We start from the raw sequence: 14,549 nt of genomic DNA, 5'->3' as shown, positions 1-14,549 counted from the left end.
TCGTCCGCCGCACGTCAGTTATCAAAATGCAGGTACACCCGGCGGTTCTGGCGACCCTTTTTTTCGACCTTGCCGAGGCGTAAACCGCCGATTTCCGCAGTGCGTGCCACATGCGTACCCCCGCAAGGTTGCAGATCCACCTGATCACGGTCGTGACCAACCCGGATCAGGCGCACGTGACCCGTGCCTCTGGGGGGCATAACGGACATGGTCTTGACCAAATTGGGGTTTGCAACCAGTTCAGCATCGGTAATCCAATCCTCTGTCACAGGCAGATCGCGATCCACCAGCTGATTAAGTTGGTTTTCCAATGTTTCCTTGTCTTGCGGTGCTTCGGGCATATCGAAATCCAGCCGACTGCGCCCCTCGCCCACTGCCCCACCGGAAACGGGCAAAGGGATCACGACCGAGAGCAAATGCAGCGCCGTATGCATACGCATCAGACGGTGCCGACGTTCCCAGTCCAGAATTTGCTGCACTTTCGTGCCCAAAGGAGGTAGCGGCTGCGGCTCGGCAGGAACCAACGCGATTTGGCTCTCCGCCGCCTTGACGGTTGTGGCAACGATCATCGCCCCCCCGGACCACAGGATGCGCCCGGAGTCGCCCGGCTGCCCGCCACCCGTGGGATAAAAAACCGTCCGGTCCAGAACCAGCCCGCCCTCGTCTGTATGCCCGATAACAGTTCCAACGCATTCTGCCGCGTAGGCGTCCTGACGAAACAGCATTTCGGTCATCGACCGTCTCCGTCAGGCCCGCCGTCGGGGTCCTCGACCCGCTGAGACGGCGCTGGTTTGCGGCGTTTTCTTTTCGGCTTCTCTGCTGGGGCCTCGTCTTCGGCTTTGGTTGCCTGAGACGCTCCCCCCATTGCGGCCTGAGCCAGCACTTCGGGGTTGCGCAGCCAGATGTCGCGCTGTGCATAAGGTATCTCGATACCCTCTTCGGCAAACCGCTTGGCAATCTCGTGGTTCATATCGGACTTCACACTCAGAACCCAGTTTACATCGCGCAGGATCGCGCGGATCTCAAAATCCAACGCGTCCGCGCCAAAGTTCTTGAACACAACTGACGGCTCGGGGTTGATGATCACCATAGGATTGGCCATGGCGATTTCTTTCAGGATGCCTTCGACTTTTTTGGTATCCGTTCCGTAGGCAACCCCCACAGGCACGATGACGCGGCCAACGGTGTTGCCACGCGTGTAGTTGGTCACAGTTCCACTGACGAGATCGGCATTGGGGATGATCAAATCGGATCGGTCAAATGTTTCGATCCGGGTCGAGCGGACAGAAATTTCGCGCACTGTGCCGTGCTGACCATTCACCTCGATCCAGTCACCTTGACTGATAGGGCGTTCAATCAGAAGGATGATTCCTGACACGAAATTCGAGACGATGTTCTGAAGACCGAAACCGATACCAACTGACAACGCACCCGCGACGATCGCAAGAGAGCTAAGGTCGATCCCGGCAGACGTCACCGCAATCAGTGCTGCCAGAAAAATACCAATGTAGCCTACGCCTGAAACGATGGCGTTGCGCCCACCAGCGTCCAGTCTGGTCTTGGGGAGCAGTGTGTTTTTCAGCGTCCCCTGCAGGAGCCGCGTGAGTATCATCCCAACGGTAAAGATAACCGCGAGCGTCAGGAAGATCGTCGGTGAGATGGTCATCTCGCCCAGAGTGATGCCTTTGGTAAACTGCATCCATAGTTCTGAAAGATCAGCCACCCGCGCGCCCCAGATCAGCGCGAACATCGGCGCGGACAAAAGCACAATCCCAAAGCTCAGCAAAACCGGAATCAGTTCATCAGCCGCACCTTCGCGATTTCCGGACACGAGGGTAAACACTTCGGAAATCACCCTCTGAACAACAAGAATTGCGGCGAGAAGGATCAACGATAGCAGTGACGGCAGCATAAGCGAGGTAGCCGCCTGAAAATATCCCACAGCAGCGAGCGCCGGCGCCACCACCGCGAGCGCGGTCAGTGCATTCGCAAGAAGCCGAGTCAGCCGGTTTCGGTAGGTATCTGTATTCTCGTTCGTTCCGGCATTTCGGCTATGCTTGGACAACAACCGCGCCAGCCGCAATAGCAGTAGTCCCGCAACCACCAGAACAGGAAAGAGGACCACGTTCACCGCGGCTTCAGACCAGCCCACGATCTTGCCAATTTGGTTGATAAAGAAGAACACCGCGACGACCAGCCCCAGCGCGCCGCCATACAAACGGCCCGACCGGCGATCATCGGCGTCCAGCGACAGCGGCAAGCGGTAAGTTTCAAGCCGGGGAAAGCACCTTAGTGACAGCCAGCGTGCCAACAAGAAGATCACGAAGGTTGGCTTCAGTGCGTTTAACAATAGATCCCCACGCAACCCGACAAGCCCGCTGGAATACGCCGCCTGCGTGATCAGCAACAATCCAATGAATGGGACAATAATCTCGCCCAGTGACATCAAGAGCGAAATGATCCAATGCGCTGACGTCGCCCGTTGCGGCATGGCTAGCCGAACAGCCAATTCGACCCAGAACCGCCCACGGATCAGCAATACACAGCCGAGCAATGTCAGCAGGATGATTTTGGGAAGATCCCTTTTCGTTTCCACGCGTTGGATGTCATTCCGCCAAGCAGCCTGAACCTCTGAACGCACGGAATCGAACGTACTGGTAGCAGCCTCCACACCGGCAGGCCAATGCTTGGGGTTCAGGGGGGACGGCCCCAGCTCCAACAGCTTCTCGGCCTGACGCTCACGGATAATCCGGTCGATCCCCTTAATCATTCCATCTGCGCGGCTGTATGCCAGTTGAGCAGCTTTGACTGGCGCGGTCAGTCGCGAAACACGGTCACTCAATTCTTCACGTTGACGCGCGATTTCCGGGCTTTCGCTCCCTTCTTCAGGTACTGGGCCGAGTGCCTTCAGCTGCGCTTGAGCCGTCGCTATGGAGTTACTGTTGACGTTTTGCGCAGCCGTGAAAATGTCGCGCCATTCGACCAGCTGATCGCGCAGATCCTCCATCGCAGACGTAGATGCACGTGACGCATCAATCGCGTCTCCTGCCCTTTGTGCTGTGGCTTCCCATTTGTCATAGTCAGGTCCGGACGATTGTTGCGCAGCGGCGGTGTCACTCAATGCGACATAGGTGAACGCAGCCGGTACAAGTGCCAGCGCCCATATAACAACAAGGTGCCGAAGCATGCGCATCATAGTCATCATCCTTCGAACACTCCGGGGATGGACCGTGGCGCTTGTCCCAGCCATTCAGGCGCAGGCAGGCCCTTTTCCAGTAGAAAATCACGGTTAAAGAGCTTGGACTGATAGCGTGTCCCGTAGTCACACAGGACCGTCGTGATCGTATGCCCCGGCCCCATCTCACGCGCCAGCCGCACGGCACCAGCGATATTGACGCCTGACGATGCTCCTAGGCACAGCCCCTCTTCGCGCAGCAGGTCGAATACATAGGGCAGCGCCTCTGTGTCGGTGATCTGGTAGGCGTGATCGGGGGTGAACCCATCCAGATTCGCTGTGATGCGCACCTGCCCGATGCCTTCGGCGATTGATCCGCCTTCGCTCTCCAACGTGCCGGTGGTGTAATAGGAATACAGCTTCGCGCCCATCGGGTCAGCAATGCCGATTTTGACGCCCTTGGGCTGGAGTGCCATTCCAACACCCGCGAGTGTCCCCCCCGACCCGACGGCACAGACGAAACCATCCACCTTGCCATCCGTCTGGTCCCAGATTTCCGGGCCGGTGGTTTCTATGTGGGCCTGCCGGTTGGCGATATTGTCAAACTGGTTGGCCCAGATCGCACCGTTGGGCTCGGTCTGTGCCAGCTTTGCCGCCAGACGCTCGGAGTAGCGCACAAAGTTGTTCGGATTTGAATACGGCGCAGCGGGGACTTGAACCAAGTCAGCCCCGGCAAGGCGCAACATGTCTTTTTTCTCTTCGCTCTGGGTTTCCGGGATGACGATAACCGTCTTGAACCCCATCGACGCCCCCACCAACGCCAGCCCGATCCCGGTATTTCCGGCGGTCCCTTCGACAATGGTGCCGCCCGGCTTCAAATCTCCGCGCGCCACAGCATCCCGGATAATAAAGAGAGCTGCGCGGTCCTTGACCGACTGACCGGGATTGAGGAATTCGGCCTTGCCCAAAATGGTACAGCCAGTTTGCTCGCTGACTTTGCGCAGGCGGATCATCGGTGTGTTGCCGACCGCTGCGGCCAAATCCTGTGCAATGCGCATGTCTATATCCCTTGCTTGAATTGGCTTCACATTTAGGCTTCGCGCCGCCGAAACTCAAGCCGATGCGCGCAGCCGGTCGCGGTTCAATGCCAGCCAAGTGAGCGACACGATCAACGGTCCGTTATCTGCCTCTCCGGTGGTACAAAGTCGCATGGCATCATCAAATGGCAGAACATGCGTGCGAATATCCTCATTCTCGGTTGCCAGACCACCATTACCCTGTTCTCTGTCCGGTAAAGCGCACAGGCCCAGATAGCAGTGGAAATACTCGGTCGATGAACCCGGCGTCGCGTAAAAGCTGTTGATTCGCTCCAGCGCGATCAACTCCAGCCGCGCCTCTTCGAGGCATTCCCGACGCGCGGCCTGTTCCGGTGTTTCGCCGGGATCAACATGGCCTGCGACGGGTTCCAGCATCCACGGACGCGGATCCCCCCGCCCGTAGGGCCCCATGCGAAACTGTTCGACCAACAGAACCCGGTCGCGCACCGGATCGTAGGGCAGCACGATGGCTGCATCTACGGCCACGAATACTTCGCGGCGCAACTCATCACTCATTCCGCCAGAAAACGTAGGATGACGGAGGTGATACACTTGCGTCAGGAAGAATCCCGCATGCGCGGCCTCGACCGATATTTGCTCGATGCCGTCGCGGCTCTGTGCCGAGCGGACTTCAGCCGGGACGCCCTTGGCCGCTGCCAAGCGCGACGCTGCGCGGCCACGGATCATCGGCACGCGGCGGGCCAGTTCCTCGCCGCTGATCAGGTTGAAATACGACATTTCCTCGACCGCAGACAGTCGATTCAAAGGGCCGGTCTGTCGCTGCCAAAGCGCCAGATCAAAGGGCGCACCCGCCTGCCACAAACCGGGTTCCGGGAAGTAGACCAGCGCCGCGTGCGTCACATCGTTGGCGCGCACCTCAACGGGACGCAGGGTGTAGCCAAAGGAGCCTTCGTAAAAGTCGAACCGTGCGACAGCCGTTTCGTTCAACCCGGTCAGCAATACACCTGGCGCTTTTGCCCCGGCGCAAACCTCGATCGTCGGAAAACTCTGGCCATTGGCCCAATAGACTGCGTGATCCGGCAGCAATGCATCGGTGATGACGACACCCTCAGACGCAGAGCCCATCACGATCTGCATCAATTCTGGATCGCGCAGCGTACCGTAGAAAAAAAGCGCCGCCATAAATCAGGTCCAGCGCCGCACAACAAACTCCGCCAACAGACCGGACAGAATACCCCCGGCAACCAATACGCCGATCAGCGTTCCGTCGAGCAGGAATTCTCCATAGTCCACGGCATTGTTGAACATGCCCACGATGCCTTCGAACGGGCCATCGTATTTACGCTCCAGCGATTGCTTGAGCATAAGGTTAAAGCTCTGCGTGAATAGTCCCCAAAATACCAACGCAGCGGCCCCCGTCAGGCCAATACTGATCGCATCCACATATCCAGAGCCAACACGACTGCCGATGACCAGCCAGCCGCAAAGCAGACCAAGCCCGACGTTGACATAGTTGAACCATCCAAAGGCTGTGTGCGGTGGCATCAGATCGCGGACCATCTCAGACCCGATCCAGCCCAGCAGGCCTAGTGATACGGCGGCAACAAGGCGTGCACTGCTTGGCATCTTGTCTGTTTGGGGCATCGGCGGGGCCTTGCGTTTGTGATTTGCGTCACAGCGCAGTCTCCCCCGTCGAACGCGACCGCGCAAGTGGTCAGATTGAATTAAGCAATACGTTGGTATCAATGATTTAGCCCTGCCCCGTTGTTTGGCCGTGAAAGAGCATCCGCGGTTTCGTCAGAAGCTTCGTCCCTGATACGCATCAAGCGCTCGCTGACGGCCGGCACTCAGGCTGATCATGGGATGTGGGTAAGCATCCTGCGGACCAAACGCCCATCGGCGCGGTATAGCCTCGAAATAGGACAGTGCCGTATCACTGGGGCTGTCGCTCGTCTCGGCGATCCACGCCTGAGCATAGGCTCCTTTGGGATCGAACTTTGCCAACTGCGTTTCAGGATTGAATATGCGGAAATACGGCGCGGCGTCTGGTCCACTGCCCGCCGCCCATTGCCAGCCCATCGCGTTGCTCGCCGGATCCCAATCGGTCAGACATTCATCGAACCATTTCTGCCCCACGCGCCAATGGGTCATCAGATGTTTGGTCAGGTAAGAGGCCACGATCATACGCCCGCGATTGTGCATCTTTCCGGTTACATACATTTCTCGCATCGCGGCATCGACGAAGGGCACGCCCGTGCGCCCTTGTTTCCAGCGTTGCACCGCCTCGGCATCTGCGTCCTCGGACCACGGGAACGCATCCCATTCCTCACGCCAGTTGCGCGTGGCGATCCGCGGCGTGTGAAAAAGCAGATGATAGGCAAACTCACGCCAGACCAATTCCTTGAGCCATTGTTCAGCCCCTCGCGCGCCCTCGTGCAGCGCGCGTTGTCCAGCGTGCCAGCATTGCGCGACGCTGATCTCTCCCAGCGTCAGATTTTCGGACAGGCCGGATGTGCCCGCCACAGCGGGCAGATCGCGCGCATCGTTGTAATCCGCGATGGCGTTGGCAATGAACCACTCCAACCGCTCCCGCGCCGCCATCTCGCCGACACGTTGATGCGGCAAGCAAACCTCGGCCCCCCGGTTCATGCCTGCGGCCAGTGTCCAGTCGGCCAGCATCTCGGTTTGCGGCCAATCCTCCGGCGCGTTCAGTTTATCCGGCGTGCTGCCCGGGCTGGCGATGTCGCGATTTTTCACCGCGCGCCACATTGGCGAGTAGACTTTGTAATATCCTCCCTGCTGCGTCTCGACCGTCCAAGGCTCAAACAGCAGATGGCCCGGATGGCTCTTTACGATGACCCCGGCCTCAGTCAGTGCCGACTTCACAGCCTTGTCCCGTTCGATCGCCTGCGGATCATAGAGACGTGACCAATGCACTGCTCGCGCGCCCGTCTCGCGGATCAACGCGCGCAGGCATTCTAACGCATCACCACGCCGCAGGATCAGGCGGCTGCCCTTTTCCTGCAACTGTCGAGACAGCGCAGCCAGCGCCAGTCTCAACCGCCATTTTGGGGCAGCGCCCAGCGCCTCGACCGTGTTATCGCATATGAACACAGGGATCACCGGGCTACCGCGCGCCAAAGCGGCGGACAATGCAGCGTGATCGCTGAGACGCAGATCGCGCCGCAGCCACAGAAGGGTCGGAGTGGGTTCTGTCATGGCGACCTCGTTTGCTACCCACTCCTACCTAGCGCAACGCATCTCGGATCAAAGGCAATCGTCCAGCGCGTTCAGCAACTGATCCACTTCCGCCCGATTGGTGTAGTGGACAAAGCTCAGCCGCAGAACGCCCTGTGCGGGGTCGATGCCCATCGCCTGTAGCGCGCGGACAGCGTAGAAATCGCCACCTCCTGCCATGATGCCATGTTCGGCCAGATCACGTGCGACGCTTTCCCCAGGACGGCTCAGCGCCAGAGCAACCGTGGGTGCGCGTTCTGCGGCATTGGTCGGCCCCAACAGACGAACCGAGTTGCGGTCCTTGGCATAATCCAACAACGGTTGCAGCAGCGCCACTTCATGCCCGCGCATCAGATCATGCAGGCTGTTGTTTCGCTCGCCATGATCGCCCTTGATGCCGTGATGGTCCGCGAGGGCGTCGAAATAATCGGCCATACCGGCCGAGGCCGCAATCTGCGCGTGATCCGGTCCCGCTGGCGTGAACCGTTTGTAGAGGCTGCCCTCGTTGAAATAATGGCCTTGATTCGGCAGTTGCATGCCCAACTCGCGGCGAATGACCATGATCCCCTGATGCGGACCGTAGGTCTTGTAGGCTGAAAACAAATAAATATCCGGCCCCATCAAGCCCACATTGACGAAACCGTGTGGCGCATAGCTGACACCATCGACACAGACATAGGCCCCTGCCGCATGCGCCAGCGCGGTGATCTCAACCACCGGATTGACCTCGCCCACCACGTTCGAGCAATGCGGAAAGCAAACCAGCCGCACCTTGTCGTCCAGAAGGTTTTCCAGATCCTCCGGGTTCAGATGCCCGGTCTCTGGGTCGATCTTCCATTCGCGAACCACAAAGCCCTCATCAGCCAGACGCCGCCAGGGCCCGGTATTGGCTTCGTGGTCCTGATTGGTCACAATGATCGCGTCGCCGGGTTGCATCCACTGGGCAAACGCACGGGCAAGAACATAGGTGTTTTGCGTGGTCGAGGGACCAAAACTTAGCTCATCCGCCGCGACCCCCATCATCGCCGAAAGCCGGGTGCGCGCTTCGTCCATCTCTTCGCCGGCAAGGCGGCTTGCTTCGTAGGGCGCATAGGGCTGGACTTTGCGCTGACGGTAGTACCGCTCCAACCGCTCAATCACCGGACGGCAGGTATAGGACCCGCCCGCATTCTCGAAAAACGCTTGCCCCTTTAACGAAGGTTCCTCGAACGCAGGGAACTGCGCCCGAACGTAATCCACATCCAACTGCCCAACCATATCCCGTCCTCTCTGTATTTTTGCCAGAAAAACAGCAAAGCCCCCCGACGTGCAAGCGTCGGAGGGCTTCAAGAGCATCGTCAGCGTCGTTTATTTGAGGCCCGCACGCTCGCTCTGCAAACCCCGGAAGATCGCCCAGCACATCACCAGCAGAACCAGCGTAAAGGGTAACCCGGTCGAAATGACCGCTGACTGCAACGCCGCCAATCCACCACCAACAAGCAGCACGATCGCAACCGCACCTTCAAAGATCGCCCAAAACACGCGCTGCGTCACCGGCGCATCGACCTTGCCGCCCGCCGTAATGGTATCAATCACCAAGCTGCCACTGTCCGATGAGGTGACAAAGAACACCACCACAAGCACGATCCCTATCGTCGACGTGATCGTTGCCAGCGGCAGAGGTTCCAGCATGTAGAACAGCTTCAGCTCCAAAGCTGCGTCCTTGGCCACGGTGTAGCCATCAGCCACCACCTGATTGATCGCGGTGCCGCCAAAAACGCTCATCCACAGCACACAGACCAGACTGGGGATCAACAACACGCAGATCAGGAACTCGCGCACACTACGACCCCGGCTGACGCGGGCGATGAACATGCCCACGAACGGTGACCAGCTGATCCACCACGCCCAATAGAATGCGGTCCAGCCCTGCATGAAGTTGGTATCCTCGCGACCGAACGGATTGCTGAGAGCCACGATGTTTTGCAGATACGCCCAGAGGCTATCGGCAAAAAACGTCAACAAGAAAATCGGTCCACCGACGATCAGCGTAAAGACCAGCAGCAATGCGGCCAGCCCCATGTTGATCTCGGACAGGACCTTAACCCCGCCATCAAGGCCACGCACCACCGAAATCAGGGCGATAGCAGTGATGCCGGAAATGAGCAGGACCAGCAGCATACTGGAATTTGCCACGCCGCTTTCCTCAGTGTTGCCGTAGGGAATGCCGATAAAGGTGCGCGTCCCCTCCGCCGCATCACCGGAACCATAGAGGTATGTCAGGCCGGATGCGGCCTGTTCGGCCCCGAAGCCCAGCGATGTCGCCAGCCCAAACAGCGTGGCAAAAACGGCCAGTGTGTCGATGATATGCCCGGTCCAGCCCCAGACACGCTCTCCAAAGATGGGATAGAAGGCGCTGCGCAGCGTCAGCGGCAGCCCTTTGTTGTAAGAAAAGAGCGCCAACGCCAAAGCGACGACCGCGTAGATCGCCCAAGGGTGCAGACCCCAGTGGAAAATCGTGGCCGCCATCCCGAGGCGCGTCGCCTCTGCTGCGTCGCCACCTGCGGCGCCCAGCGGTGCCCAATCGGTACGCAGCCCATCCTCCATCGTCGTTCCGGCCAGCGAGCTGGAAAAATGACTCATCGGCTCTGACACGCCAAAGAACATCAGGCCGATGCCCATCCCAGCGGCAAAGAGCATCGCGAACCAGCCGACATAGCCATAATCGGGCGTGGCGTCAGCCCCGCCCAATCGCACCGAACCATAAGGGCTTATGATCAGGAAAAGACAGAATATGACAAAGATGTTGGCCGCACTCAGAAAGAACCAGTCAAACCCCTGTGTCACGGAATCGAAAAGCCATTTGAACATTTCTGCGGCCTGATCCGGCAGGGCCAGCGCGTAGAAGACAAACAAGACGATGGACAACCCCGAGATGAAAAACACCGGGTTGTGAATATCCAGCCCAAAGGGGCCGACATTGGTCGTCAGGTTATCCTGCCCTATCTCATATTCTGTATCTATGACATCGGAGGCACCTTCTGGTGCCGGAATGCCCTGATCTGTTGTTTGGTCTGACATTGGTCATCCTTGTGTTGGTTTTACCCAAACCGAGTTCACAGTCGGTATCAGTCGGTGCCGCCTGTGCAGTCGATATGGTGCTTGGTCGGATCGTTGACACTCTGCCCGCGTGGCACAGCAGCGCGTCCGCGGCTCGCAGAGCCGCACACTCAACCCATTTCATGTGGCCTCGGTATCAAACTTATCGGAACGATAACAACCATCCCACAGAACATTTTAGCAAAAAAGCGGCATGTTTTCGTCGTTTTCTGAATACTCATCCGAGAACCACAGGCTCGCCTCGCCGCTCTGGCACCATGTCTTGCGCAGGTCGACGTCGTCATCAGCGGGGCCAACACAATATTTCATGCCTGTGGATTCGATCTCGCCTGATCGCGACATGAACAGGAGTTTGGGCACCCGCAAAGGTCGCAATCCGTAGTATCAGTGCCGTAAAAATGAGCCGCCCGCGACATGTGCTATGACACACTATCAAATGGGGAGGCGGTGCAGGCGACTGCGCTGATTGGCATCGTACATACTATTGTACGGGCCATTTATTGCCTTTCCCAAACCAGAAACGATCACAGGGACACCCCCATGGCTATAAAACCTCCGTTCACGGACCTGGATATCAACACCCAGGACGATGGATTCTACAAAGACAACAGTCTGCCCATTGCCCTTATTAGCAAAGGCATCATGGTGGCACTGGTTATCTGGGCCCTCGTCTGGCCTGCAAATGCAAACACCACACTGGGCAGTTGGAACAGCCAGATTCTGGAAGTATTCAACAGCTTCTATATCATCATCGTCGGCTTTTTCGCCTTTTTCCTTTTCGTGATTGCACTTCTCCCTAAGACGGGTGCGCGGATTATGGGTACGCCCGGCGAGAAGCCCGAGTTCTCCAATTTCTCTTGGTTCTCGATGATGTTTGGCGCCGGTCTCGGCGTTGGCCTGATGGTCTTTGCGACAGCCGAACCGCTGAGCCTGTGGGGATCAAATCCCGTGGTCGTGGCTGGCGAAGTGACCGGAAATACCGAAGAGGCGCTGCAATCGGCCTATCGCTACACCTTTGCGCATTATGGATTTCACGCATGGGCAATCTACGTGGTGACGGGCCTCAGCCTTGCCTACTACGCATATACGCGCGACATGCCGCTGACGATCCGCACAGCATTGACGCCGCTCTTTGGTGGCCTGATGAACGGGGTTCTGGGCCATGTGGTCGATGTTCTCGGCGTGGTCGCCACGATCCTCGGCGTGTCGGTAACCATCGGTTTTGGCGTCAGCCAGTTCATTGACGGACTTTATGCCATCACCGGCATGGAATGGATGATGAACATGGACGGTGATGCGCCTGCCCCCGGCAAAGTGGGCCTTGTGGCTGGTTTGGTGGCGATCATGGGCATGTCGATCATCTCGGCTGTGTCTGGTGTGGGGCGCGGGGTGAAATACCTATCGAACCTCAATCTGGTTTTGTCGCTGATCTTGCTGCTGACCTTCGTGATTTATGGGTCCTTCTTGTTTGCAATGTCGACTTACGGCTCGGCGATTGTGGATTACATCATCAACTTCGTCTCGATCAGCTTTGGTGCCTGGGGCCCGCAGGATGCGGCAGCCTTTGCCACGGCGCTGCCGGAGGCGGCTAAACCGTTGGCCGCTGATCTGATGCCGGGCGCCACAAACGCATATGGTGCATGGGGTGGATCTGTTGGCTTTGAAACGTTCAAGGCTGGCCTCGAAGGGGCTGCGGCCGATCTGGACGAAGCCACGCTGGCGGCTGTCTACGAGGCCGGCAATCAGGGACGTCAGTTCGGCTGGCAATCCAGCTGGACCACGTTCTACTGGGCATGGTGGATTGCATTCTCGCCTTTCGTGGGTCTGTTCCTTGCGCGGATTTCCAAGGGCCGTTCGGTACGTGAGTTCATCCTCGGTTGTGTCATCGCTCCGGCGTTGGTCTGTTTTGCGTGGATGACCATCCTTGGCGGCACAGCGATTGATCTGGAGATCACAGGCGGTGCGGATGGGGCCATCATCGGCGCATCCAACACGGCCAAGCTGTTCGTCACGCTCGGGCAGATGATCGACGGCGGTCTGCTCAGCGCATTAACGGTGATGTGCGTGGTCTTGATCATGACCTTCCTCGTGACATCAGCGGACTCGGGTATCTTGGTTATGAACACCATCATGTCGGGTGGCGCACAGGAAACAGGGATCAAGCACCGCATCATTTGGGGCATCATCCTGACACTGGTGATCGGTACGCTGATCATCGCCGCAGGGGACAACAACCCGATGGATGCGCTGAAAAACGCGATGATCATCGGCGCATTGCCGTTTACCATGGTGATGGGTTTGATGTGCGTGGCCCTGATCAAGGCGCTGTTCCGCGACGGCTTGCGCGAGAAGGAAGAGGGCGTTAGCCAACCCGCAGAATGACCCTGCCGCAGTAATCGGATGATCATACGATCGCCAGAACGGCATCGGTAAAAAAAGAGGCCCCGCCAGAACTCATCTGGCGGGGCCTTCTATCTGCCGGGCAACGGGTTACTCGGCTGATTTTTCTTCCAGAGAAAGCGCCACGAAGCGCGGCTCTCCATCGCGGCGAACCAGCAGCAGCAACGATTTCCGTCCCGCCTCGCGGGCCTCGGACACGCGCTCTTCAAGGTCGGTTACACCGGACAATTTTTGCTGTCCTGCTTCGGTGATCAAATCACCTGCACGCAAGCCTTTCTCATAGGCCTCGGACATCTCATCAATGTCGCGCACCACCAGGCCCGTCGCACTGTCGGCAAGGTTCAGTTGCTCGCGCAACTCCGTATCGAGCGGCACCAGTGTCAAACCCAGCATGGTTTTCTCGGTCAAACCTTCGTCTGCATCATCACCGCCCGGCTGTGCGGCGGGGACTGCGCCCTCGGCCTCTTCACGACGGCCCAGCGTTACTTTCAGCGTTTGCGTTCCGCCGTCACGAAAGACGACCATGCGCACGGTCTTGCCGACGGTTGCGTTGCCGACACGGCGCACCAGTTCGCGTGTATCCGCGACATCCTTGCCATCGAATGACAGGATCACGTCACCAGCCAGCATACCTGCTTCGGCGGCGGGGCCTTCCGGCACGTCCGTCACCAGCGCACCAGCAGCTTTCTCAAGGCCGATCGCCTCAGCCACGTCATCTGTCACGTCCTGAATACGAACACCCAGCCAACCGCGCCGCGTTTCACCGAACTCGCGCAGTTGATCGACCACCCGGACAACCACGTTCGACGCCATCGAGAATCCGATACCGATCGAGCCGCCGTTGGGGCTGAGGATCGCTGTGTTTACGCCGACAACCTCGCCGTCCATGTTAAAGAGAGGACCGCCAGAGTTACCCCGGTTGATCGCGGCATCCGTCTGGATGTAGTCATCATATGTACCGCTGAGCGCCCGATTACGCGCAGAAACGATACCCGCACTGACAGAAAATCCCTGCCCCAGCGGGTTGCCCATGGCCATCACCCAGTCACCAACGCGCGCTGTATCACTGTCGCCAAATGGCACAAAAGCCAACGGCGTCGTGGCCTCGACCTTAAGCAACGCAATATCCGTTTTGGGGTCAGTGCCGATGACTTTGGCTTCCAGTTCACCGCCTTCGTAGAACTCGATGATGATCTCGTCAGCGCTTTCGATCACGTGGTTGTTGGTGACAATGTAGCCGTCTTCGGAAATGACAAAGCCCGAGCCAAGCGCGGACGTGCGGCGCGGTCGATCTCCATTGCCACTGCGATCACGAAATTCACGAAAGAAATCCTCGAACGGCGATCCTTCGGGCACCACTGGCGAGGGGCCGGTACCGGTGGCTACGACTGTCGATGTGGTAATGTTGACGACTGCGGGGCTGAACTTCTCCGCCAGGTCCGCAAAGCTATCGGGCCGGGCCTGTGCTGCAATGGTCTGCGCCATCATCAGCATCGCGGTCAGGACTGTCAGCGCATAAGCGCGCAGATACCTGACGTCTAAATAGGGTGTGGTTTGGCTGGGGGCTCTCATGCCAAAGT

Annotated in this window: 11 protein-coding genes; 1 reads left to right on the top strand and 10 read right to left on the bottom strand. The window is 58.3% G+C overall.

Annotation, left to right across the window (positions count from 1 at the left end; genetic code table 11):
- Nucleotides 1-14: 14 nt before the first annotated feature.
- The 9 genes from N7U68_RS19085 to N7U68_RS19045 form a co-directional block, all read right to left on the bottom strand.
- Nucleotides 15-734 carry an alanyl-tRNA editing protein gene (locus N7U68_RS19085; RefSeq protein ID WP_165192887.1) on the bottom strand — a complete coding sequence of 240 codons (720 nt, stop codon included), beginning with the start codon at nucleotides 732-734 and terminating at the stop codon, nucleotides 15-17.
- Nucleotides 731-3,196 (bottom strand): DUF3772 domain-containing protein, encoded by a 2,466-nt coding sequence (locus tag N7U68_RS19080; protein ID WP_263047846.1) that lies wholly within the window; start codon nucleotides 3,194-3,196, stop codon nucleotides 731-733. Before N7U68_RS19080 ends, N7U68_RS19085 begins: the two co-directional genes overlap by 4 nt.
- Nucleotides 3,197-3,201: 5 nt before the next feature.
- On the bottom strand, nucleotides 3,202-4,233 hold the full coding sequence (locus N7U68_RS19075; RefSeq protein ID WP_263047845.1) for a cysteine synthase A: 1,032 nt from the start codon (nucleotides 4,231-4,233) through the stop codon (nucleotides 3,202-3,204).
- 54 nt (nucleotides 4,234-4,287) lie between these two features.
- Nucleotides 4,288-5,415 (bottom strand): NUDIX domain-containing protein, encoded by a 1,128-nt coding sequence (locus N7U68_RS19070; RefSeq protein ID WP_263047844.1) that lies wholly within the window; start codon nucleotides 5,413-5,415, stop codon nucleotides 4,288-4,290.
- Between the two features lie 3 nt (nucleotides 5,416-5,418).
- Nucleotides 5,419-5,877, bottom strand: coding sequence for a TrgA family protein (locus N7U68_RS19065; RefSeq protein WP_165192895.1), 459 nt, complete (start codon nucleotides 5,875-5,877; stop codon nucleotides 5,419-5,421).
- A gap of 153 nt (nucleotides 5,878-6,030) precedes the next feature.
- Nucleotides 6,031-7,452: a cryptochrome/photolyase family protein gene (locus N7U68_RS19060; RefSeq protein WP_263047843.1), complete on the bottom strand. Its 1,422-nt coding sequence runs from the start codon at nucleotides 7,450-7,452 to the stop codon at nucleotides 6,031-6,033.
- Between the two features lie 48 nt (nucleotides 7,453-7,500).
- Nucleotides 7,501-8,727 carry an aminotransferase class V-fold PLP-dependent enzyme gene (locus N7U68_RS19055; RefSeq protein WP_263047842.1) on the bottom strand — a complete coding sequence of 409 codons (1,227 nt, stop codon included), beginning with the start codon at nucleotides 8,725-8,727 and terminating at the stop codon, nucleotides 7,501-7,503.
- A 90-nt stretch (nucleotides 8,728-8,817) separates the two neighbouring features.
- Nucleotides 8,818-10,530, bottom strand: coding sequence for a BCCT family transporter (locus N7U68_RS19050; RefSeq protein ID WP_165192918.1), 1,713 nt, complete (start codon nucleotides 10,528-10,530; stop codon nucleotides 8,818-8,820).
- A 216-nt stretch (nucleotides 10,531-10,746) separates the two neighbouring features.
- Complete coding sequence (locus N7U68_RS19045) at nucleotides 10,747-10,929, bottom strand: hypothetical protein (protein WP_263047841.1); 183 nt, start codon at nucleotides 10,927-10,929, stop codon at nucleotides 10,747-10,749.
- 180 nt (nucleotides 10,930-11,109) lie between these two features.
- Between N7U68_RS19045 and N7U68_RS19040 the strand changes: the two genes are divergently transcribed.
- Nucleotides 11,110-12,951: a BCCT family transporter gene (locus N7U68_RS19040; RefSeq protein WP_263047840.1), complete on the top strand. Its 1,842-nt coding sequence runs from the start codon at nucleotides 11,110-11,112 to the stop codon at nucleotides 12,949-12,951.
- Nucleotides 12,952-13,059: 108 nt separating this feature from the next.
- Here N7U68_RS19040 and N7U68_RS19035 read toward each other — a convergent pair whose 3' ends face one another.
- Entirely contained in the window at nucleotides 13,060-14,463 is a 1,404-nt protein-coding gene (locus tag N7U68_RS19035; protein WP_241188245.1) for a DegQ family serine endoprotease, read from the bottom strand.
- Between the last annotated feature and the right edge of the window lie 86 nt (nucleotides 14,464-14,549).

Source organism: Roseovarius pelagicus, from assembly GCF_025639885.1.
GTDB classification, from domain to species: Bacteria; Pseudomonadota; Alphaproteobacteria; order Rhodobacterales; family Rhodobacteraceae; genus Roseovarius; species Roseovarius pelagicus.
This window is presented reverse-complemented; position numbering and strand designations above follow the sequence as displayed.

What these genes read in the sequence shown, in the direction of transcription:
- N7U68_RS19040 (WP_263047840.1), top strand. Translation starts at nt 11,110, where the DNA reads ATGGCTATAAAACCTCCGTTCACGGACCTGGATATCAACACCCAGGAC.
- N7U68_RS19050 (WP_165192918.1), bottom strand. Translation starts at nt 10,530, where the DNA reads ATGTCAGACCAAACAACAGATCAGGGCATTCCGGCACCAGAAGGTGCC.
- N7U68_RS19070 (WP_263047844.1), bottom strand. Translation starts at nt 5,415, where the DNA reads ATGGCGGCGCTTTTTTTCTACGGTACGCTGCGCGATCCAGAATTGATG.
- N7U68_RS19080 (WP_263047846.1), bottom strand. Translation starts at nt 3,196, where the DNA reads ATGATGCGCATGCTTCGGCACCTTGTTGTTATATGGGCGCTGGCACTT.
- N7U68_RS19085 (WP_165192887.1), bottom strand. Translation starts at nt 734, where the DNA reads ATGACCGAAATGCTGTTTCGTCAGGACGCCTACGCGGCAGAATGCGTT.
- N7U68_RS19065 (WP_165192895.1), bottom strand. Translation starts at nt 5,877, where the DNA reads ATGCCCCAAACAGACAAGATGCCAAGCAGTGCACGCCTTGTTGCCGCC.
- N7U68_RS19060 (WP_263047843.1), bottom strand. Translation starts at nt 7,452, where the DNA reads ATGACAGAACCCACTCCGACCCTTCTGTGGCTGCGGCGCGATCTGCGT.
- N7U68_RS19075 (WP_263047845.1), bottom strand. Translation starts at nt 4,233, where the DNA reads ATGCGCATTGCACAGGATTTGGCCGCAGCGGTCGGCAACACACCGATG.
- N7U68_RS19055 (WP_263047842.1), bottom strand. Translation starts at nt 8,727, where the DNA reads ATGGTTGGGCAGTTGGATGTGGATTACGTTCGGGCGCAGTTCCCTGCG.
- N7U68_RS19035 (WP_241188245.1), bottom strand. Translation starts at nt 14,463, where the DNA reads ATGCTGATGATGGCGCAGACCATTGCAGCACAGGCCCGGCCCGATAGC.